The 21,973-nt window shown below is 46.8% G+C and carries 16 protein-coding genes; 7 read left to right on the forward strand and 9 right to left on the reverse strand.

Features of this window, described 5'->3' with window-relative positions:
- Nucleotides 1-134: 134 nt before the first annotated feature.
- The gene (locus ACCI49_RS04785) at nt 135-899 is read left to right on the forward strand and encodes an amidohydrolase family protein (protein ID WP_371837837.1); all 765 of its coding nucleotides are present in this window, start codon (nt 135-137) and stop codon (nt 897-899) included.
- 601 nt (nt 900-1,500) lie between these two features.
- Nucleotides 1,501-2,415 (forward strand): hypothetical protein, encoded by a 915-nt coding sequence (locus tag ACCI49_RS04790; protein WP_371837838.1) that lies wholly within the window; start codon nt 1,501-1,503, stop codon nt 2,413-2,415.
- A gap of 313 nt (nt 2,416-2,728) precedes the next feature.
- Here the strand turns inward: ACCI49_RS04790 and ACCI49_RS04795 are convergent, their stop codons facing one another.
- The 4 genes from ACCI49_RS04795 to ACCI49_RS04810 all read right to left on the reverse strand — a co-directional run bounded on the left by ACCI49_RS04795 (nt 2,729) and on the right by ACCI49_RS04810 (nt 8,419).
- Entirely contained in the window at nt 2,729-4,132 is a 1,404-nt protein-coding gene (locus tag ACCI49_RS04795) for an MFS transporter (RefSeq protein ID WP_371837839.1), read from the reverse strand.
- Nucleotides 4,133-4,321: 189 nt separating this feature from the next.
- A complete protein-coding gene (locus ACCI49_RS04800; protein WP_371837840.1) occupies nt 4,322-5,734 on the reverse strand; it encodes an MFS transporter in 1,413 nt (470 codons plus the stop codon).
- A gap of 266 nt (nt 5,735-6,000) precedes the next feature.
- Nucleotides 6,001-7,077, reverse strand: coding sequence for a LacI family DNA-binding transcriptional regulator (locus ACCI49_RS04805; protein ID WP_371837841.1), 1,077 nt, complete (start codon nt 7,075-7,077; stop codon nt 6,001-6,003).
- Between the two features lie 79 nt (nt 7,078-7,156).
- Complete coding sequence (locus tag ACCI49_RS04810; protein WP_371837842.1) at nt 7,157-8,419, reverse strand: MFS transporter; 1,263 nt, start codon at nt 8,417-8,419, stop codon at nt 7,157-7,159.
- A gap of 438 nt (nt 8,420-8,857) precedes the next feature.
- Between ACCI49_RS04810 and ACCI49_RS04815 the strand changes: the two genes are divergently transcribed.
- Both ACCI49_RS04815 and pgmB read left to right on the forward strand, forming a co-directional pair.
- Entirely contained in the window at nt 8,858-11,209 is a 2,352-nt protein-coding gene (locus tag ACCI49_RS04815) for a glycoside hydrolase family 65 protein (protein WP_371837843.1), read from the forward strand.
- The gene (gene pgmB, locus ACCI49_RS04820) at nt 11,209-11,880 is read left to right on the forward strand and encodes a beta-phosphoglucomutase (protein ID WP_371837844.1); all 672 of its coding nucleotides are present in this window, start codon (nt 11,209-11,211) and stop codon (nt 11,878-11,880) included. The genes ACCI49_RS04815 and pgmB overlap by 1 nt, the downstream gene beginning before the upstream one ends.
- Nucleotides 11,881-12,235: 355 nt before the next feature.
- Here the strand turns inward: pgmB and ACCI49_RS04825 are convergent, their stop codons facing one another.
- The 5 genes from ACCI49_RS04825 to ACCI49_RS04845 form a co-directional block, all read right to left on the reverse strand.
- On the reverse strand, nt 12,236-12,694 hold the full coding sequence (locus tag ACCI49_RS04825) for a cupin domain-containing protein (protein ID WP_371837845.1): 459 nt from the start codon (nt 12,692-12,694) through the stop codon (nt 12,236-12,238).
- Nucleotides 12,695-13,097: 403 nt separating this feature from the next.
- A complete protein-coding gene (locus ACCI49_RS04830) occupies nt 13,098-13,874 on the reverse strand; it encodes a thiaminase II/PqqC family protein (protein ID WP_371837846.1) in 777 nt (258 codons plus the stop codon).
- A gap of 443 nt (nt 13,875-14,317) precedes the next feature.
- Nucleotides 14,318-15,319, reverse strand: a complete 1,002-nt coding sequence (locus tag ACCI49_RS04835; RefSeq protein ID WP_371837847.1) for a serine hydrolase domain-containing protein — start codon at nt 15,317-15,319, stop codon at nt 14,318-14,320.
- Between the two features lie 4 nt (nt 15,320-15,323).
- Nucleotides 15,324-15,929: a serine hydrolase domain-containing protein gene (locus ACCI49_RS04840; protein WP_371837848.1), complete on the reverse strand. Its 606-nt coding sequence runs from the start codon at nt 15,927-15,929 to the stop codon at nt 15,324-15,326.
- Nucleotides 15,930-17,167: 1,238 nt separating this feature from the next.
- Nucleotides 17,168-19,450: a TonB-dependent siderophore receptor gene (locus ACCI49_RS04845; RefSeq protein ID WP_371837849.1), complete on the reverse strand. Its 2,283-nt coding sequence runs from the start codon at nt 19,448-19,450 to the stop codon at nt 17,168-17,170.
- A gap of 399 nt (nt 19,451-19,849) precedes the next feature.
- Here ACCI49_RS04845 and ACCI49_RS04850 point away from each other — a divergent pair, with 399 nt between their 5' ends.
- From ACCI49_RS04850 to ACCI49_RS04860, 3 genes are all read left to right on the forward strand, one after another.
- Nucleotides 19,850-20,206: a hypothetical protein gene (locus ACCI49_RS04850; protein WP_371837850.1), complete on the forward strand. Its 357-nt coding sequence runs from the start codon at nt 19,850-19,852 to the stop codon at nt 20,204-20,206.
- 571 nt (nt 20,207-20,777) lie between these two features.
- Nucleotides 20,778-21,533, forward strand: coding sequence for a metallophosphoesterase family protein (locus ACCI49_RS04855; RefSeq protein ID WP_371837851.1), 756 nt, complete (start codon nt 20,778-20,780; stop codon nt 21,531-21,533).
- 39 nt (nt 21,534-21,572) lie between these two features.
- Nucleotides 21,573-21,929 (forward strand): DUF4870 domain-containing protein, encoded by a 357-nt coding sequence (locus tag ACCI49_RS04860; RefSeq protein ID WP_371837852.1) that lies wholly within the window; start codon nt 21,573-21,575, stop codon nt 21,927-21,929.
- Nucleotides 21,930-21,973 lie beyond the last annotated feature (44 nt).

The raw sequence follows: 21,973 nt of genomic DNA on the forward strand, positions 1-21,973 counted from the left end.
AGGTTTTCAAACTTCGCATTTCATCTGTACGATGCTTCTATGTTGTGTCGTTTGTTTCTGGGTTGCTAGTCAGTAGCAGTCACCTACCTTGAATAGGGAGCTATTAATTCACCAAGCGCTAGGCGTAACTAACCATGTCAGAAAAAAACACCATTTTATTTGATAGTCACTTTCACATTATTACTCCTGGTTTTCCGCTCTACTCAAATCAGGGGTTCACACCAGAAGCTTTTACCACAAACGACTACTTGAGTAGATTCAAGGAATACAAGCTGGCAGGAGGAGCCATCGTGTCGGGCTCATTTCAAAAACAGGATCAATCCTATCTGCTAGATGCCCTAGCGCGACTGGGGGAAGGCTATGTCGGTGTCACCCAGCTACTGGCTAATGCAGAGAATGAGGCCATCCTCGCATTAGATAGAGCAGGTATCCGAGCTATACGTTTTAATTTAAGACGTGGCGGGTCCGAAGACATATCCAGGATCGAAGGCTTTGCCAAAAAAGTTCACGAACTCGCTGGATGGCATGTAGAACTCTATATCGACTCATCTCACATAGCGCCCCTTATTCCCACATTACTTTCCCTGCCTAGTGTATCCATTGATCATCTGGGGTTGAGTAAGTCGGGCTTCAGGCAAGTATTGATGCTCGCCGAAAAGGGGGTAAAAGTGAAGGCCACAGGATTTGGACGCCTGGATTTTGCGCCGGGTCCAGCCATTGCTGATTTGTACCAGGCCAACCCAGAATGTCTGATGTTCGGATCTGACCTACCCTCGACAAGAGCACCAAGGCCCTTTCAGTTTGAGGACATTAATTTGATCCAGGATGTATTGGGAGAGCCTGGAGCCAGCAAGGTATTCTGGAAGAATGCTAAAGCATTCTATCTAGGTCAGGAATAGCTGTTTCAAACCCTACGGGATCTACTTTTACTCACCTTAAATTTAATGCAAACCATTGCAAGACCACGAATCCTTAAGCAGCTTTTAGCTGCAACAACCCTCATAGCTTACCTATGAGCTCCATGAAAAAACTGAGCATTAAAAAGAGATTTCGCTCTCAAGCATCAACAACTCACAAAACACCCAACAAGAAGCATTAAAAATTACCTAGTGGACATTCTAAAAAAATCAGCTAACAACAGCATGCAGCAAATATTTCAGAGTAAAACGCGGCATGCAGTCAGTCCCTTATTCCCTGGAAAGACAAGGGAGCACAAATATAGCTTTTCTGACAAACAACAACATCTGACAAGTACCAGATCACCTGCACTTCATCTCAACCCCACCACCAAAAAGGTACAATCAATTAAATAACTCTTGCGGAAACAATTCCTACATGTAATATAAAAAATATTTTTTACTGATCGCAAGTCAACACAGGAAACTTAAAACCAAGCTGCAAAACATGATCCTCAATATCTGCCATTGCCATATCATTTGGCAAAAAATATAGAATAAAAATTAAATAAGATTAAAAAATCTCGGTTAGAATTGCACTTTTATGAAAATTAAACACCTACAGGAAAAGATTACTCTACTCGCCCTAATTTACTTCTGCCATAGCTCTGCAGCATTATCACAGTCCGAGTTTGAAACACTAGTTCCAGGACCCGTTCATTTGGGTGTAAATGTCAACACGGAAGATATTCCGTTTTGGAAAACATTGGATAATGACCATCAGGATGACTGGGATGGGCGCGTTCTTCATTATCCCGCTAATTGGCGACTTGCAAAAGGTCGTGACGGCCGCTGGGTCACTTTTCCCTGGAGTTGGGACCATTGTGAGGGCCCCGATGGTCGAATTGTTGCCTACCCTAATGGTTTCTACCCTAATGGAGGTGATGACGGCAGAGTAATTGCCTATCCCTACTCCACATGGACATTTTATGAAGGTGCAGATGGTCGCGGAGTAGCGATTCCAGACGATTGGGATCGGGATGAAAATGGTAACAGACTATGGGGCAAAAATATCAAAGCAGGAAGTGATAACCGTAAGATTGTAGTGCCCCCTGGCTGGGAGTACGATCAGGGGCGCGGCACTAGATTAATTGCTTACCCACCTGGCTGGTTAACAGACCATGGTTTCGATAAAAGACTGATAGCGATTCCACCTTTAGCACCATGGGTAATCACTGATGGAACAGATGGAAGAATGATTACTTACCATGAAGGTATGACATCAAGAGTGCTTGAGGGGAATGACGGAAGAAAAGTCGCTATACCCAATCATTGGCATTATTACCAAGGCCCCGACGGAAGGTTCAAACCAAAGCCCCATAAAGTCACAGTAAAAACGCCTTTAACTTTTAATGATCCGGCACAACTCGCGCTAATAAAGAAGCTAAAGGAAGATGCAGAAATAACAGATGAAGAATATCATGATTATCTGCTCTACATATACCTCAATAAAGACTGATTTCGATTTTTAACTCAGGAATTTAAAAAGCCACCCGCTTGGCGGGTGGCATCGAAAACATCGCCAAGCGAAATTAATTACAGTCCCACTGGTTCCCATCGCTGACTTGATTGTTTAATAAAAAGTCGGAGAGGAAGAATATCGATTACTAATATACAGAGATGCAATCACAGCGTGTTGTGAAAAAAAACGTATTCTTTACTTGCGTCCTAAAGAGCCTCTAAATAATTCCGTAATTAGCAGCAAGGTACTATCAGACATCTAAGTCTGAAACGATACTGTATTAGTTAGCCTTATAGCGGCTCCGGAATCCCTAAAGAATCCCCTCCTCCTCAATCTCAACTTCTACAGCTTTACCACTAACAAACAGAATACAAACGATCAGGCCCGCCAGAGCCAAGTAGGCATTCACCGTGAATGCTCTGTCTATACCTGTTGGCAGGTCCAGGGCCATAGCCACAATAGTAGTATTCATACCCAGGCCCAGGGCACCGCCAGCAATCTGGAACATATACAAAATGGCACCGGCCAAGCTCGCCCGGGAAGATTCGACAACAGTAATCGCGGCAGTAGTGATTGTTGAATAAAAAAGGCCTATACCAGCACCCAGAATTATTAAGCCAGGAATCAGGGCGGTATAGGGTGTATTCTTTTGTAGGTGCGACAACATAAACATACCAATACACATACAAACAGTCCCCGCAGAAACAATCGCCTTAGCACCCAACCGTTCATATAAGCTGCCTGACGCGTAAGATACCAGGCCAAATACAACCATCATTGGCAGCAGCCCCATTCCCGCCCCCATCGCAGAGTAACCATGTATCTTGGTCAGAAACTGGGGGACATAGAGCAGTGCCGCAAAGAAAACTACCGAGAGTAATAGTGTGGCTATACCCGCTGCAAAGAACTTTTGATTGCTGGCCACATCCCGAGGTATCAGAGCATCCTTACCCGCACGGCGTTCAACGGTGATAAACAGCCCTAAAAACACAAAGAATGTCGTCATCAGGCAGATAATGACTGGATCCTTAAATCCAAAATCTACCACCAAGTCCAATGCGATCAGCAAACCAAATAGGGATATTGATAGGGTAGTTACACCGGCATAGTCGATCCGTTCTTGGGTATCTTCCGGACTATCATCAGCCACCACCTTCCAGCACACCAAACAGACCAGGACTGCGATCGGTACGTTAATAAAGAAGATCCAACGCCAGCTGAGGAGGTCCGTCAAGGTGCCTCCTAACATAGGACCTATTGCATTAGATGTGCCGCAAACTGCCATTATTAAACCGCCAGCCAGACCGGAGCGATCCTCAGGCATCAGGCCATAAATCATGCCCAGGATCGCCGGCCACATCAGGGCTCCGCCGATACCCATCAAAGCTCGAGAGATCAGTAGCATCCACATATCGAATGCAAGTCCTCCCAACAGGGAGAAAAACACGAAAATTGTGCTACCAATAAAGAATATCCTCCGCCGTCCAAACATGTCTGCCAGGCGCCCCCCAGAGACAATAAGGACTCCAAACACAAGGGTATAACCATTGATCACCCATTGCGTCGTCGTGATATCTGAGTTGAACTCTTTTTCCATAGCTGGGATTGCCACAGAAAACGCGGTGAAGTCATTTCCAACTAAAAAAACTGAAAGGCAAAGGGCAGTTAGTCCCCAAAATTGGGTTCTTGTTAATGGAGTCCTTGTTTCCGCCATGTTGATTACCAGTGTAGCAATATCCTTTTAGGCAAATTACACGCTACCCATAGATCTAACCCCTTGAGTCACACCATCGGAGTAAGTTTCCACCCAGACAGACCTGCACAATAGCCAACACCGATGTCCCTTCCAGCAACCGATTAGTTTGTCCTCCTAGACAACCCTATATACTTAATAATTTGCGCCCTATATGCTTAAAGGACCCCCCTCTTCTTCGATCTCCACTTTCACCGCCTTGCCACTCACAAACAAAATGCTTACAACCAGTCCTGCCAGAGCCAAGTAGGCATTCACTGTAAACGCTCGATCTATCCCCGTGGGTAAGTCCGGTGCCATAGCAACAATCGTGGTATTCATCCCGAGTCCCAGCGCCCCCCCGGCAATCTGAAACATATATAGAATTGCCCCTGCCAAACTGGACCTGGATGGGTCTACAACTGTAATCGCGGCAGTTGTAATAGTGGAATAAAAGAGACCCACACCAACACCCAGAACAATCAGTCCGGGTATCATTTGTGCAAAAGTGGTGTCTTTGTGCAAATGGGATAACATAAACATACCAGCACATAGAAATACAGTGCCTACCGACACAATGAGTTTAGCTCCCAGTTTCTCGTATAAGCTGCCGGAAATATAAGAAACTATACCCTGGGTAATCATAATTGGGAGCAAACCCAACCCGGAAACCATCGCCGAATAACCATGCACCTTGGATAAAAACTGGGGTATATATAAAAGTGCGGAGAACCAAATAGCAGACAGCAGTAATGTGGTGACCCCCGCAGCGAAAAACTTACGATTACCGGCCACATCCGGTGGTATCAAAGCAAACTTCCCCACACGCCTTTCAACAATAATAAAAAATCCCATAAAGAGCAGGAAAACCACAATCAAAAATACAGTCAAGGGGTTTTTAAAACCAATATCGACCGCAATATCCAAGGCGACAAGCAGGCCAAATAGAGAAATCGACAGCGTAGTTACCCCCACATAGTCAACTTTTTCCTCCATCTTTTCAGCACTATCGTCGGCAACGACTTTCCAGCACATAAGACAGGCCAGCATGGCAATGGGTATATTGATAAAAAATATCCAGCGCCAACTAAGCAGATCCGTCAAGGTGCCGCCCAGCATAGGACCAATGGAGTTTGATACCCCACAAACAGCCATAATCAGACCACCAGCTAAACCGGAACGATCTTCGGGCATCAGACCATAGATCATTCCAAGTATTGCGGGCCACATCAGGGCGCCGCCAATCCCCATCAGGGCACGGCATATCAAGAGCATCCACATGTCGACGGCAAATCCGCCCAACAGGGAGAAAAAAACAAAAATTGCCGAACCGATAAAAAAGATACGTCGGCGCCCAAACATATCCGCCAAGCGCCCACCGGTGATTATTAGCACCCCAAAAACTAAGGTATAGCCATTCATTACCCATTGAGCAGTCGTGATATCGGAATGGAAGTCCCGTTCTATCGTGGGTATAGCTACGGCAAATGCGGTGAGATCATTTGCGATTAAAAAGACCGCAAAACTTAATGCCGTAAGCCCTAATATTTGAGATTTTGTCAGGGGGGTCGAAGATTTCGCCATGCATCCTTTTCCAGACGCCGATACACTACAGGCGCAATTGAAATTGTCCTGACAGTTTGGCTCAATGGATACAGCAGCTGTGCAATGTGGGGTGTGCAAACACGCCTAAAAGCCTGTTTCAATCTGGAAGTAAATCAAGCTGGACCTTGGATCAACATACGCAGCGCAGAGGGGTAAAAAACCACCAGGATAGCTAAACCGCCGAGACTTGGCTGTGAAGAGTTTGAACCCTCTCATGAGGGCTCATTTAATGACAGCAGCATAAACTAACCCTGCTGCGGTCCACGGAAGAATTCCTGGATCGGTTGATACTCTGGATTGGCCCCACAGGAAGCCCGTATTACCAGCTTTGTTGGCAGCACTTCTGGCTCGGCAGCCCGGTCCCCCACAAGCTGCATCATCTTCTCCACCATCAGTTCCCCGGCACGTTGGATATCCTGGCGTATCGTTGTCAGCGGCGGGGTGTAAAAAGGCGCGATGGGAATATCGTCAAAACCAACCACCGCAACGTCCTCCGGCACTTTGTAGCCGAGTGCCTGTAAGGCCTTGATGGCGCCCATGGCGATACTGTCACTCGCGGAAAATACTGCATCAAAAGTCAGCCCCTCACGCCCTATCAACTCAACGATCGCCTGGTAACCACTTTCACTGGAAAAGGGCACCGTAACCTGGCGCTTGCAATCAGCGAGCCCGGCATCCGCCAATGCGGAACTGTAACCCTCGTAGCGCCCATTAATTTCTGGATGGGCAATATCACCAAGAAAGATAATTCTCCTGCGCCCCAACCCAAGCAAATGTTCCGTGGCCTGGCTCCCACCCATTTGATTGTCACTGCTCACTATGCAGTAATCGGAGCCAGGTTTCGTAGTACCACCCCAAACCACCAAAGGGTCCCCCTGCCTTTGCAGTTCGCGCAACGGGGCATCGTCTACCCCCTGACCAATCACGATAACACCATCGGCCCGACGGGAACCCATCAAGTAGGAGTGCCAGTCATCACTGCTGGCAATACTGCTCGAAAACAGCAAATCGTACTGGTGCTGTGCCAATCTGTCAGCAATAGCGCCGATCATATCGAGCATAAAAGGGTCGGAAAAAGTCTGGCCCCCGGCACAGCCGGTGTTGATAACCACCGAAATAGTATGGCTTCGTTTCAAACGCAGGTTCCGCGCACTCTCATTGACCTTGTAATTCATACTGCGCGCGATTTGCTGGATACGCTCACGGGTCTTTTCATTGATCAGCGGGCTGTTATTCAATGCGCGGGAAACCGTGGATTCTGAAACTCCCGCCAACCGCGCAATATCAGACATGGAGACGGGAGAGGAGGAATCCTTAGGCATGACGTACCTCACCTTGTTCAGGGGAAATGCGCCATCTTAGGGGGGTGGTAAATATTTGTAAAACCTAGACAGATTCCGATCAGCTGGCCAGATTAGCTGGCACTTCCGCATCGCCGGGTAACTCCCGCTCCACCGCGCGGCGGAAGAAGAACAGGCTTACAAGAATTACAGTAATGGGAACGAGCGACAAGTAGAAGGCCACTTGACCATCAAAGACCTCAAATACCGTTCCTGTGATCAAAGAGCCAGTGGTACCGCCAAGGGCTGAAAAAATCACCAGTAGCCCTGTCATTGCAGCATGCTGGTGCTTGGGCAGAGAACTCAGTATCACTGAGTTGATCGCCGGATAAACCGGGGCCATAAACAAGCCAATCAGAGGCAGTATAAAGGCAGCGATCGGTGCGTTGAACCAATTGACGTCCGGGTTGGCCTGCACATTACTCGACAGCGGCAAGGTCATAACCACTAACAGCGCCATGGCTACCAGGCAAACATTCAGTACCGGGTACCAATGCAGGCGCCGCATAATTGCTCCCGCTCCCAGGCGCCCAATTGCGAGCCCCGCAGCAAAGATGCTTGCTGCCTGCACACTCATTGCCGCCGGCAACTTCAGCACTTCATTATTGAATGTGGGTAACCAACTACCAATACCCTGCTCAATCAGCACATAGATAAAGACAGATACCACGTAGACATACACCAGTGGCTTGGCCATCAGCTTCATCATCGCTAAAAACTCCTGGCGCGGGCTGGTGCCCTCGACACGCATCCCAGATTCATCCATTTTGGTTGTCCACAACAGGACAAAAGCAACAATGCAAATAGCAGCCAACACCCAGTAGACGCTCAACCAAGCTGTCGAACTTGGATTAGATGAATCAATAAAGACACTGAAAAGCCAATATCCCCCCAATACACCCACCATAAACACGCCCTCAAGGGTATTCAGCAGGCTAGCGTGTTCCTTGCGACCCCGGGCAAGTAATCCAACGGTTGAATAAGCCGCAACTTTTACCAGGGCAAAGGCAACCCCCACAGACAGAAATAACAGTTTGGCCGTCCAGAAACCTGGCAACAGCGGCATCGCAATACAAGCTGTGGTAACAATGGCCAAACCCGCCAACATGGCCTTTTTGAATCCGAAGCGAGGCAGCTGCGAGGCCACTAGGAAGGAAACTATACCGATGGGAATATCCTTAAACCCCTCCAGCACACTTGCTGCGGATTTACTCACATCGTAAGTGTTGATCACCTGCAGGATCACAGTGCCCACGCTGTTTAACAGAATGGCAAATACAAAGTAGATAGCGAATAGGGAAAGCAGAATGCGCTGATTGTTCATAATGGATTCTTCGTTGGTCTATGGCTCAGGCTCTGAGCCGTACCAGCCTGTTATTGTACATTTTTTAACCACCTTGTGCGCAAGTAATCGAAACAGCGCCTCAATCACTCTCATGCGACTTCAGTATCGCTTAAGCTCACCACTAAATGCAATCGTTTGCATATTTGCGGAGGCAACAAATGAGAATATATGTTGATTGCTGGTCACAGGCCAGTCTGAAAGTATTTTCCATAAAACCTAAATTCTCATATAAATCATATAGTTAAAAGAATATCAAGATAATTTCCCGGTGAATTATTTGGGTAGACGTGTGGTTTTCTGGAATAGATTGCAATCGATTGCAATTAAGGCCGAGTTGAGGGTAGACTGATACCTACCTGTCCACAGCGCCCCGCCCGCTTCGGGTGGGCCCCAAAGATCCGATTCTGTGTAAGTGGTATGAAGCAAGAACAACAAATTAAGCATGAGGTTCAGCCCTGGGACCTATTGGAAAGGGGGTTTCAACCCGAGGATTACTGCCTCAACGCCACCCTGTTCTCACTGGGCAATGGTTATATTGGCCTGCGCGGCGCCTTCGAAGAGGGCTATGACCCCGAGCCCTTCACCGACGGCTGTTACCTGAACGGCGTATACGCTTGCGAACCTATCAGCTACGGCGAGTCCGCCTATGGATACGCGCGCAATAACCAACGCATGTTGACGATGCCTGATGGCAAGTCGATCCACATTTGGATTGACGGTGAGCGTATGAGCCTGGCCGAAGGCAAACTGCTCAACTATTCGCGCAAACTGGATATGACCACCGGTACCATGGAGCGCAAATGTACCTGGTGCTCCCCGCAGGGAAAAACCATCGAGCTAACGATCAAGCGTCTGGTCTCCCTCAGTGAAAAGCACCTATTCATCATCAATCTGGAGCTCACTCCGCTTAACTTCGAGGGCGAAGTGCGCCTCCAATCCCGCCTGGATGGTGATTTCTCCCAGGCTGAGCGTAGCGATGACCCCCGCCTAGCCTCCCCTATCGACCGAGAAGACATCCGCTGGCTCGAAAATACGGCAGATGGTAGCTACCTGGCCCTACCCCTGTCGGTAATCAGCAGTGGCTTCTCTATTTGCAGTGCAGCACTGCATCATTGTGAGAGTGACAGCGAGCACACCATCGACAACTCTTGGAGCGAAGACAGGGTGTCGACGGAGTACCGCTTCAACGCAAAGCCCAACACTCCGATCCGTCTCACCAAGTATGTAGCTTACTTTGCTGAACAACATGCCGAACCCATTGAGACCGCCCAGTTGCGCGCTTACCTAGAGCGCTGTGCCGCAAGAGGCTTTGAGGAGCACGCTGTATCACAACACGAGGAAATGGATAGGTTCTGGCTCGAATCGGATATCCAGGTCCGTGGCGACGACGCATTGCAGCAAGGTATTCGCTTCAACCTGTTTCACCTTTTTCAATCACTGGGACGGGATGGCCGCACAAATATCGCGGCTAAGGGGCTGTCTGGAGATGGCTACGATGGCCACTATTTCTGGGATACAGAAATCTATGTATTGCCGTTCTTCCTCTACACTCAGCCCCTGCTCGCGCGCCGACTACTGGAGTATCGCCACTCCATTCTTGACGCCGCCCGCACTCGAGCACGGGAGATGACGATCAATAAAGGGGCTCTATTCCCCTGGCGTACCATCGGCGGTGAAGAGTGCTCGGCATACTATCCGGCGGGCACCGCGCAGTACCATATCAATGCCGATATCGCCTATGCGGTACGCCATTACTGCCAAGTAACAGGTGACACCGAATTTCTGCGAGACAAAGGCGCGGAAGTGGTGATTGAAGGCGCGCGTATGTGGATGGAGATAGGCCACTTTAATTCACGCCGCAACAATCAATTCTGTATCAATGAAGTTACCGGCCCAGACGAATACACAGCACTGGTAGACAACAATTTTTACACCAACCTGATGGCCCGCGCGCACCTGGAATATGCGGCAGAGGTCTTCCAGTGGTTGCAGTCATTCGATCCAGAAGCTTGCCAGACCTTGGTAAAAAATATCCAGCTGGACCCGGCAGAGCCCGCAAACTGGACGCGCGCGGCTGAGGCCATGTATCTTCCCTACGACAGCTCTGAGGGAATTCATCCCCAGGACGATGGATTCCTGAACAAGCCGGTATGGGATTTTGCCGAGACTCCTGAAGAGAAGTACCCGCTATTACTCCACTACCACCCGCTGGTGATCTACCGGCATCAAGTTTGTAAACAGGCAGATGTGGTACTGGGACTTCTATTACAAAGTTCCGAATTTTCAGTGGAGCAAAAACGCCGCGACTTCGACTTTTACGAGCCGCTCACCACCCACGACTCCACGCTGTCTGCATGTATCCACAGCATTATTGCCAGTGAAGTCGGTTATCCGAAAAAAGCCCTGAGCTATTTCCAACAGGTAGCACGCATGGATCTGGATAACCATCACAACAATACCCAGCATGGTATTCACACCGCCTGCATGGGCGGCACCTGGATGTGTATGGTGCAGGGTTTTGCTGGAATGCGCCTGCATGACAACGAACTGAACTTTAATCCCTACGTGCCCGAGGGGATGGACGGCTATCGCTTCCGTCTCCAATTCCGTGGCCGTACCCTTGCTCTGGATATCGACCGCCTTAAAACCAGCTATACCCTCGTAAGCGGAGAGCCAATCACCCTGCACCACCGCGAAGAGGTAGTACTGCTAAGCACACCCGGGCAAGTGCAAACTTTCCAAGTGACAGCGATGGAGGAGGTATCTTGATGATCTATCGTGCAGCAATTTTTGACCTCGATGGCGTAATAGCAGATACCGCCCGATTGCACTTGCAAGCCTGGCGGCAACTCGCAGAATCTCTGCAACGCCCCTGGGCCGATGACACAGAGGAAAAGCTCAAAGGGCTGGAAAGAATGGCCTCTCTGGAAGTCATTCTCGGAGAGGAGAGTGGTAATTTCAGTGAGGAAGGAAAGCTCGCCCTGGCTTCCCGTAAAAACAGCCGCTATCAAGAGTTGATTAGCAGCCTATCTCCAAAAGACCTGCTACCAGGTGCCGGCGAGCTTCTGGCTTGGCTACACGAGAGAAAAATCCCCATCGCCCTAGCCTCCGCAAGCAAAAATGCTCCAGCCGTATTGCAAGCTTTGGGAATATCTAATTACTTCTCACATATTGCAGACCCGGAGCAATCAGCACCCAAGCCTTCTCCGGATATTTTCCTCGCCGCGGCGCGAGGCCTGCAAGTTGAAGCTGAACTTTGTATTGCCTTTGAAGATGCCGCTGCCGGAGTTGCCGCTATCAAGGCGGCACAGGGAATGACTGCTGTCGGCGTAGGCAGTGAGAGTGCATTGGGAAGCGCCGACTATATTGTTGGCAGCCTAGAAGAGTTTGCCCCCAAAGACTTCTTTCTCCCTGCAATTAGAGCAGCAGCTGTTAGTTAATCAAGATCCCGTAATAGATACTACTGGATCAGAAGGAAAGAGGACTCTGCACTCGAGACGCGCTGTGAATACATTCCTGTAAGCTCGTAATCGGCATCCATACCGCATACGGTCCCGAGCACAATGTATTCTTTCCTTCCCACTTTTTAGTACATAAGGTGAGTAGCGAATTAAAAAACCCGCTACTCAGCCCTACCGGCATTTAGCAGTGTACTTATATATCGAACCAGGAAAAATTTTTGTTAGGGACAAGTACCCTCCGGTAGGTCTCAATTGAGTTCTTAGCGAGCACTGAGGTTTCGAGCAAAAACAAACCCATCTACTTTCTCAACACCTTATCAATTCAATTCTATCATTATGATTCTATAAACTTTATAAAATTAGAATCTATACCTCGTAATTTTTTGGCCGCATCTGACCGTGGATCTATCATCTCAAAATCAGAAAAATCAAAGCCGGGGCCAACTGAACACCCCACTAGCACCGATTCCCCAATAGGTTCGGCTGCTTGCCAGACACCAGCGGGAACCACATCACAGTAAGTATTACATTGCGCGGAAAGCTCCGTTCGCTTAACTTCCTTATCTAACCCATCCCAGGTATAAAGATACAATCCAGATCCTTGATACAGACTCCATACTTCATCTGACTGCACCTTATGAAAACGACTAATTTCCCCCCTGCCCAATGAAAAATAAATATGAGTAAGGGCGGATCTTTCCTGCCCATTTTTATTTGTAACCGTTGCATTAGACCTGAAGACCTCAAGGAATTTCCCGCCTTCTGGATGTTCTATTAGATTTACAGGCTGCATATTTTAACTCCCTGAAAAATATATGTCGACTTTGTAGACGTCACAAAAATAGCTTAAGTCATAATAGATTAAAACATTAACAGTTACAGGGAAAGATCAATCACATCCAATATCAAACACTTTCTTTTATACAAAAAAGCGGAGGGGAAGAATACACTTCACTTAAAATCACATGAGATATGGATATCGATTACAAGCATGCAGGAATGTATTCATGGCGTATTGAGAGAGAAAGGTATTGTATACTTCCTACCCAGCAGAAAATCATTTTCGATATACTCCATAGATTTCTTCATCGGAACCAGGTCTCTCAAATATAGCACCCAATAATCAAGAATTATCCATAGCCCCCCAGCAAAAAACACTTAAAAAATACAATATATTCACCCATTATACAATCAAATCAATTGCGCAAATCTCGGTTAACACTATTAGCATTTTCAAGCGCCCGCCAAAATTCCTTTTCATAAGACTGAATAAGTCGAACACAGGTTTCTATATTCGATTCACCCACACCTGACGCCAATCCTCTTGCAACTATATTGACTGCCTGCTCTCGAAAGCCAGGTGGTAATTTACTAAAATTGACCAGGAATGCGAGCTGGCTATCCGACATGCCGGTATTTTTTTTAAGCTCTTTAGCCATACGCCCAACATTTAGGCCAAAACTTTGAAAGTTGATTAATAGTGCGGCAGCAATTTCCGCAGGCAGTGCATAATTTGCCAGCCATGTAGTATAAGCAGCATATGCCTGAGCTCCGGCCAATGGCTGATACTGTTCAACTTGTCTGGGAGAGATATTAAACGCTTGAGCAAGCGCTGGTAGCTGTTCGCTAGCTTTTACCTCATTGGCGACTAGGCGAGTAAAAAACTGTCGAACATTTTCGCTAGGGGAGCCACCAAATCGATGCAAAGTGAGAGCATTATTACGAAGGTCAGATTGAATAATCAAATGCTGTTCAAGCGCAAATGCTTGGAGTATTGAGTTTGGCAATACATTCTTCTCTAGTTTCTGGATGACAATGGGAACCTCATTACTGAGATATTTTTTTTCAAGACCCTGGATCAATGTCCTTGCTCTTTGCAGATTTTCATCAACTGTTGCCGCTATAGCCTGCCCAATCGTTAAAATGAAGAAAGCTATGATGCCTGCACTCTTCAATAAATACTGTGAATTCATTCTATTGCGCTCCTGCCACAAAGCATTAAGCATAGCAGTGCATTCAAAATGCACATAAGCAAGCCAGGAGGAATTTGACGGCGGGCGCAATAAGCTGAGAGCGGTCACATAGCGCGCAGCTTAGGCCGCCCAGGCACCTACTGAAGACCTTCACGTAGATTTATGTGCAGAATGTAAAATACCCCCAACTTTAACCACTCACCCGGATGAGAAACAAGGATTTTAAAGGGGTTCATTAAACTTGAAAAAACGTACAAATGCTTGAATTACTAAAAAGGGGGAAGGAAAGAATACACTGCGCTCGGGATCGTATGAAGTATGGATGCCGATTACGAGCTTACAGGGATGTATTCACAGTGCGTCTCGAGTGCAGTGCATTCTTTCCATCTGACCTAGTAGCATGTTTATGGGGTACGCCATTCCCATATGAATTTCACCATCATCTAATCCAATCTTTCGCGCTTATAAATTTCATCGACAAGTAAAAGTTGATATACATCGCCATTTTGGTCCAAACTAAATTTCATCACCATCGGCAATCCTGATATATGATTAAATCGAACTGACTCTGCTTTTGTATAAGGGGTTGTGGGAGTTGAGAAATCCCCCTCCACAAAGTGAAGCTTTCCGTTATTAACTTCAACCGCTATAGATTCTCCAAAAATACTGCTATATTTACCAACATATTTATCCAATGGCAGACTCAGTGTAGACGGCCTATTTGCCAACCTCGCCTTACTAGCAGCCAAGCGCTCTTTCGCCACTTGCCTTCTTTTAATCGCCTCCTCAAGTGAGTCCTTATAGTTTTCTTCAGCGTCATTTTCTTCAATCAACGAGTCATAAATATAATTGGCAATAACATCTGCCAATGGATTACCAACTTCCGAATCATTAATGAATACTGCCACACCAATTTTCCTGTCGGGCATAAATGAAACGTGCGATCTTGCACCAGAAAATCCACCAAAATGGTGAATTAAAACATCTTTTTCATATTTTCCAATATACCAACCTAACCCATAGTGGTTTCTCTCATATTTTCCGTACTTTTTATTTACCTTCACATAGGGCCTGACTGTTGAAACAACAGCTTCTTTAGAGAATACTTGATGACCTCCAATACGACCATCTTCAACCATAAACTCCAACCACTTAACAGCATCGCCAGCACTCATAATTACTCCGCCAGCCGACTGCATAGTTGCATCTGTTTTTAACCGCTCAGAATTGACCAATTTAGGCTTATTAAGCCCGAAAGTATCATGGGGGTGTGCAATAGACCAACCTAGATTCTGCGCTTTGGAAATGTAGGCTGATGAGCGTGTCATACCAGCCTTTGAAAAAATTTCATCATCTATTATATCTTTCCATGATTTACCTAACTGCTTATCTGTCAACGCAGTTAAAATATTATAATTATAATTGGAATAACGAAAGCTACCCAATGGCTCATTTTTGTTTTGTTTGGGAGAGCAGCTCCCATAGGATTTCCGGGGAGGACTTTCCAGTAAATGCTGATCGTATTTGAATAGGGTGATTAACTAAGCCTGACGACTGAGAAAGTAAATGACGAAGAGTTACTTGATTGGGGTTAACTGCCTTTGGGAAATCCGCGCCTGGAGCAAAATCCGAAAGCGTGGCATCAAGGTTGATCTCGCCACGCTGATTTAGAAATGACATCGCCAATGCGGTCAGAGGTTTAGTTGAGGACGCAATATAAAATGCTGTATCTGTAGAAACTGGTTCAGCTGTCTCAATATTCGAAACCCCATACCCTTGAGTATATATACCATCAGGCGTATAAATCGCTACCGCTAATCCTGGCACCACTTCCAGAGCCGCCATTCCTAATTCAACCTTCCTATCGACTTGCCGAGTAAAAGAGCTCCCCAATCGGTTTTTCCATGCTTGATCATCCTCCAATAACTTGCTCGGCTGATTTATACAACCAATAAGAAATACCGCAATAACACCTAAAATAAATCTATGACACATAAAAACATCTCCAATCCAACGTCCGCCGCACAGGCAGGAAATTTTTGATACACTCAACATATTTGTAGCGGCCCTTCTAAATCTTGCTCTCACCTGACCTAGTTTATTGCATTAAGAACAACCAGAACCACAAAAAATGACAAACAACACGAACAGAATGGTTTTTTTGAATTGAAGACATCCCAGTAAAAGCGATTACCAATCTCCAGGCAGAGGCCACTCTTAGCACCAGCATTCAAAATACTTTTTTTACATTCCATACACTCCCTGTTAGTACTTATATCATCCCATAGAACCCACCCCAAGACCCTCGTGATTTGACTTTCTGCCATCGTTCAGCTTACTTTGAGCAGACTTGGCTAATCTATACGCTTTTGGTAATGGAAAGCCTCAATAAAACCAAAAAAAAGATGGTCAAGCTTTTAAAGCTGTGAGCGCGAATATATTTTTTAAAATACTATTTTTATCTTATTTTTTTCATGAGGTTCTAAATTTGAATTTACGTTTTCATGCCGCCATATGCAGAAAAAATAACGGCCAAATTTTCATAATCAACTTACCCCCTCTTTCCTGAAAAAACATTTGAGCAGTGATCTTCATGACAACTATTATTCTAATGATCGCTTCATAATCGAACTACAGTTAGCACCCAGAATCCTCTTGTAAAATACTAAAAAGGGGGAAGGAAAGAATATACTGCGCTCGGGACCGTATGAGGCATGGATGCCAATTACGAGCTTACAAGGATGTATTCACAGCGCGTCTCGAGTGCAGTGTATTCTTTCCTTCTATCCCAGTAGTAAGTGGGTTACACCTAGCTGGCACGATAAAACCAATTGAGATAGTGGACCCATAACTACTATCTCAGAAAATGCCCGGTTTTGTCACCATGTGAAAAATCTAATTTTTCCACACCGGAAAAATCGTCACAACTAAAATTCGGGGTGCAATTTAATCCCATACTGACAGCGAGACTGATTTTGAAGCTTGTTTTGGGAGATTTGAGGCCGAGAAACCCCACGGGCATTAGGGGTAAGAGTAGACTCTCCGGAGCTGGACACATTTTTTTAGATACTAAAAAGGGGGAAGGAAAGAATATACTGCGCTCGGGACCGTATGCGACATGGATGCCGATTACGAGCTTACAGGAATGTATTCACAGCGCGTCTCGAGTGCAGTGTATTCTTTCTGACCCAGTAGTAAGAAGTATGGGAAGCGACCTAGCTGGAGGAAGGAAAAAAGCCGCACGCTGGAGACCGTGCGGCAAAGCTCAGAATACCTCTGGGAGAGGCATTAGGTTAGAAATCGTAAGCCACGCTTAGCTTGATATTACGCGGCAGAATATAGCGAACATTGGTGGCGAGGGGATCGCGTGGATCTCCTTCGGTAATACCATCCTCATCAGTCAAATTATCCACCGCCAGTTGTACGGTGATATCATTGAGATAGGCTACGGCCCCCAAGTCTACTTTGGTATAACCGGGTAGAGTTACTGAGTTCTCACTATCGTTGAAGCGGTCACCTACCCGACTGACTCCTCCAAAAACTGCCATATCAATGTTGTTAATGGTGAAATCATAGTTCTGGCTCAGGCGAACCTGGTATTCGGGCTGGCGCATCACCTGATTGCCTTTAAAATCACCGCTGGTGATCTCCGGCTTTTGCAGGGTTGCATTCAGGCCCAACGTAAAATCACCCCAATGGGCTTTACCATCCAGCTCCAGGCCAAGGGCCTCTGTTTCCAAACGGGTACAAGTGGTACTACCAATAATGCAGTCCGGCATACCCTGGGTTTCGTTGTAGAAGAGCGTGGCAAATAGCGAGTAGTCTTGGTTCTGTAGTTTGTAGCCCAGCTCGTATTGATCGATATCGATAACCAGGTCGGAGCCAGCCAGGAAGCTATCGCCAAACTCGCGGTAGTTATCAAAGTCCGCAAATTTAAAGCCAGAATTAATACGGAAGAAAGTTCCCATATTTTCCGCAAAGGCCCAATCCACTGCAGCAGTGTAGGCGAATCCATCTTCATCGGCTTTATAGGTGGTAAAGACCCCATTACGCTCTCCAAGATCAACGGAATAGTTGGTCTCACGGTTGGCAGAACGCACACCTAGGTCGAAAGTAAAATCTCCCAGGTAGAATTCACTGGCTAGGTAGAAGGCATTTTCGCGAGCATCACCTACAGCTTCAAGATCGTAGCTCCAGCAGGTAACGGGATCCAACTCCTCATCGTCACAAGAGATATCTTCCGCAATTTGCTCGCCATCGTGACCAAGCACATAGTAGTCCTGGTTTCCAAGGGACCACCACTCATCGACTTCCCAGCTAGAGGTGTAATAGCCTGCTGTAACCTTGAAGCTGTCCCATTCTTTGGACAGGCTGATATCGTTGGTAGTTGCTTCAATGTCTTTCCGCACTACCCAGGCGCCAAACTGTTGTAACAGGGTATCGTCGCTGACTTCTGCCCCAGACACAGTAGTAGCTGAAGTAACAGCAGTACCATCGTTGTATCTCAGGTCACCAATAGTGACCGGACTACCATTGGGCACAAAGCCCAGGGTATCGGCACTACCACTGGTCAGGCCAAAGCGCTCAGTCAGGCTCCAGCCATTGCCCAGATCCAGCTCGAGATAGGCGCCGGCTACGCTACCATCCCAGCCGCGCCCTTCTCCCATATCAAAGGTTTCCCAGCTCGTTTCTGAGCCGCCATTCCCATCGGCCTGGGAAATGGGTACTGAAACCTTGCGGTTGCTGGGGCCTACTTGGGTGTAATCAGTTGCTAGGAAGGACGCATTTGGCAGGTACCAAGTACCAGTATCTTTGGTATCGCGTACATAGAAACCGGCTTTACCGTTATCCATTTCCTTGGTCAGGTGCAAGGTAAACTGGTGGCCTTCCTCAGCATCAAAACCAGCATCACGAATACCGGGGGAAGAACTCACATATCCGCCCATCATATAGTACACATCTTCGCTGAGCTTACCGGTCAGCAGGGCGTCCGCCCTTTGAAGATCATAATCAGAGGTAGTGTATTTAAAGCGGCCCTCAGTCTCTTCGGTACCCTCTTTAAGGATAAAGTTAGTAGTGAGGCCGGGCTGGCCATTGGAATATACCGGATTTGGTCCTCCGCGCAGACCCTCTACCCGCTGGATAGTCTCATCAACACGGAACAGGGAAGAATTTTCCATGAAGGAAAGTGTCGGTGCCGGATATAACGGCAAACCATTCATAGAAACCGTCACAAAGGGGGCGTCGCTGCCACCAGGAAAACCACGAACATCAATATTCGCACCAGATACACCACCTGAACTCTCAACCCAAAGACCAGGGATAGACTTCAGCAAATCCGCTGTACTTGATGGGGAGGCTTTACCTATCTCGTCGTCACTCAAGGTAGTAATTGAGAAGCTGGCATCCAGCTTGCGCATGCCGGCCCCTCCTGGGGTACCCGTCGTAATGACCTCTTCCATCAGCACATCTTCATCGCTGCTTGGAGAAGCAGCTTCCTGGGCGACCGCGATACTACAGAAGCCCAGCGATACTGCCGCCAGGGAGACTGCCCGCGCCAGAGGTTTCTTATTCATCATCACTTCCCTCTCATCGTCGTTCTTATGTGATTTATGGTGTGAGTGGTGGCCGGCCTATGCAATCGATTGCATAGGCCGGCCACGCCTGTCCTGTGAGACGACACCACTAGGGAGACTATAATTTGCAACTGCAATCGATTGCAACTGGCATTTGAGGCCAACTGGAAGGATTCAGTCAAACTTACTGCATCACTCCGCCATTGCCGGATTTATTGCTGTTTAACATCAAATTATCTATCCCTAGCTACCGAGGGCTCAATCAGCTTTGAAACCGGCCCAGGGGGTTCCTAAAGTTCATCTTAGGGCCCCGACATACCAACAGGCTGCGGTCTGGCTTGTGTATAGCCCTGGGCCATCAACCGGTCACATCACCTTTTTCTTATTGAGGACCCCTTCATGACCAGCAATCGATGTCTAAAAGCAGAAAGTCATTCCCATAAACACGGACCCCATTGTGGCCACACAGCAATCCAGCACGGCGATCATGTCTGTTATCTACACGATGGTCATCTCCATCACCCACACCAAGAGCACTACGATGAGCATGTACTGGAGATAAATGACAGAAACCCAAATGGTTGTAATCCTGTTGATGAGACTATTCACTCTACCCATGTACACGGTGAAAGTTGTGGACACGAGCGCATCCCCCACGGCGATCATTACGACTACCTGGTCGATGGGCGACTACATCATGTGCACGGGGATCACTGCGATGACCATGGCCCAGTAGAGATAACCGGAGGGCAATAATCCAAATTGGGAATAGTTGTCACTACAAATGGCCAATATACGGGATGAAAATATCTTTACTTAAATGTTTAGGGACTGGCATTCAATAGGATTTTCCGCCATCTCCATTTGCCAGTCTCTTAGCGCCCTAAAAAATGCTCCAAATAAAAGTCTCAGTGCCCAAACTATTCGTTTGAAAAATAATCTGTACCCATTACTGAACCAATTAAAATTTTCAAAAAATGAAAACGATGAATCCAAAAGGTGGCGCATCACAGGCTATTTACCGCCTTTATTGCTTATATGGAGTTCGCGGTTAATAACGGGCCGAAAGTAAAGAATACCCTTCCCTCAACACATGCTATGAATACATCTCTGCACGCTGATGATCGGCACCCATGCTTCACACAGCCTAAAGTGAAGTGTATTTTTTCGCTCCTCCTTTTAGTAATATATGTGAGGCATATTACAAATAAAGAATTCTTCCTATGATCATACACCACTATCGACAATACACTCCCAGTGGGCAGCCAACTTTAAGCCTCTAATCCGGGAACAAGCGAGTATATTCAAACTAGACTCAATAAAATTTATGCGTATCGCTGCACTCTCTGACATTCATAGCAATATCTATGCCCTCAAGGCTGTTATTGGTGACCTCGAAACTCGAGGTGTCGACCAGGTAGTAAACTTGGGAGACATACTCTATGGACCCATTGCTCCACGGCAAACCTTTGAATGCCTTATGGAATACGACTTTATTACAATCCGGGGCAATCAGGATAGGCAGATCTATGAGGCAGACCCCAAAACCATTGAAAGCAACCCTACCCTACAATTTATATTGGAGGATTTGACTGCAGAGGCCTTGGAATGGATGAAAAACCTTCCTGCTACCCTGCAACTCAATCCGGATGTGTTCCTCTGTCACGGCAGTCCTGATAGTGACTTGACCTACTTACTAGAAAATATTGAAAGTGGGCTTCCCCAAGTCCGCCAGGATGGAGAAATCCTTAAATTAATTTCCATACAAAAGTCTCAAGTTATCCTTTGTGGCCATACGCACATTCCCAGATCCATAACAACTAGCACTGGCCAACAGATAATCAACCCCGGTAGCGTGGGACTCCCCGCTTATTTTGATGTTTCTCCCCGCCCCCATTGGATGGAAAATTTTTCACCATATGCGAGCTATTCGATATTGGAAAATCTGTGTGGGCTATGGCGTGCTCAACACATCAAGGTACCCTATGATAATCAACAGGCGGCTCAAGATGCCAAGCGCCGGAATAGGCAGGACTGGGAATACTATTTGACGACTGGAAGAGCGCAACAACCAGCAACTTGAACTGACCACTTGAAGAAAAAATTGAAAGGCTGAGAGTTTATGGAAAATTACAAACCATGGGGGTTGGAAATCAAGACTTTCCTAATGCTATTACACCTAAGTCAGCTGGCATGGATTGTCATACCCGGTGCAGGCTTTGTATTGCCAATTATCATGTGGGCAACAACAAGGGATCACTCAGTTGAGGTAGACAGACATGGAAAGATGATCTTTAACTGGATGCTTAGCCTGCTCATCTATTCAATTTCCTGCACTATCTTAATTGTTGTTGGTGTCGGGGTTATTGGCCTGCTAATGCTGGCACTAATTAATTTTATTTTTATTATAATCGGGGCTATCAGGGCGAGCGAAGGTACATTCTGGCGATATCCATTAAGTATCCGCTTTTTCCAATAACTTGCACCTCCACTAATATCCCGAAAGAAAACCAGGCGCCCCTC

This window comes from Microbulbifer epialgicus (assembly GCF_041447265.1).
Taxonomy (GTDB): Bacteria; Pseudomonadota; Gammaproteobacteria; order Pseudomonadales; family Cellvibrionaceae; genus Microbulbifer; species Microbulbifer epialgicus.

What these genes read in the sequence shown, in the direction of transcription:
- ACCI49_RS04785 (WP_371837837.1), top strand. Translation starts at nt 135, where the DNA reads ATGTCAGAAAAAAACACCATTTTATTTGATAGTCACTTTCACATTATT.
- ACCI49_RS04790 (WP_371837838.1), top strand. Translation starts at nt 1,501, where the DNA reads ATGAAAATTAAACACCTACAGGAAAAGATTACTCTACTCGCCCTAATT.
- ACCI49_RS04795 (WP_371837839.1), bottom strand. Translation starts at nt 4,132, where the DNA reads ATGGCGGAAACAAGGACTCCATTAACAAGAACCCAATTTTGGGGACTA.
- ACCI49_RS04800 (WP_371837840.1), bottom strand. Translation starts at nt 5,734, where the DNA reads ATGGCGAAATCTTCGACCCCCCTGACAAAATCTCAAATATTAGGGCTT.
- ACCI49_RS04805 (WP_371837841.1), bottom strand. Translation starts at nt 7,077, where the DNA reads ATGCCTAAGGATTCCTCCTCTCCCGTCTCCATGTCTGATATTGCGCGG.
- ACCI49_RS04810 (WP_371837842.1), bottom strand. Translation starts at nt 8,419, where the DNA reads ATGAACAATCAGCGCATTCTGCTTTCCCTATTCGCTATCTACTTTGTA.
- ACCI49_RS04815 (WP_371837843.1), top strand. Translation starts at nt 8,858, where the DNA reads ATGAAGCAAGAACAACAAATTAAGCATGAGGTTCAGCCCTGGGACCTA.
- pgmB (WP_371837844.1), top strand. Translation starts at nt 11,209, where the DNA reads ATGATCTATCGTGCAGCAATTTTTGACCTCGATGGCGTAATAGCAGAT.
- ACCI49_RS04825 (WP_371837845.1), bottom strand. Translation starts at nt 12,694, where the DNA reads ATGCAGCCTGTAAATCTAATAGAACATCCAGAAGGCGGGAAATTCCTT.
- ACCI49_RS04830 (WP_371837846.1), bottom strand. Translation starts at nt 13,874, where the DNA reads ATGAATTCACAGTATTTATTGAAGAGTGCAGGCATCATAGCTTTCTTC.
- ACCI49_RS04840 (WP_371837848.1), bottom strand. Translation starts at nt 15,929, where the DNA reads ATGTTGAGTGTATCAAAAATTTCCTGCCTGTGCGGCGGACGTTGGATT.
- ACCI49_RS04845 (WP_371837849.1), bottom strand. Translation starts at nt 19,450, where the DNA reads ATGAATAAGAAACCTCTGGCGCGGGCAGTCTCCCTGGCGGCAGTATCG.
- ACCI49_RS04850 (WP_371837850.1), top strand. Translation starts at nt 19,850, where the DNA reads ATGACCAGCAATCGATGTCTAAAAGCAGAAAGTCATTCCCATAAACAC.
- ACCI49_RS04855 (WP_371837851.1), top strand. Translation starts at nt 20,778, where the DNA reads ATGCGTATCGCTGCACTCTCTGACATTCATAGCAATATCTATGCCCTC.
- ACCI49_RS04860 (WP_371837852.1), top strand. Translation starts at nt 21,573, where the DNA reads ATGGAAAATTACAAACCATGGGGGTTGGAAATCAAGACTTTCCTAATG.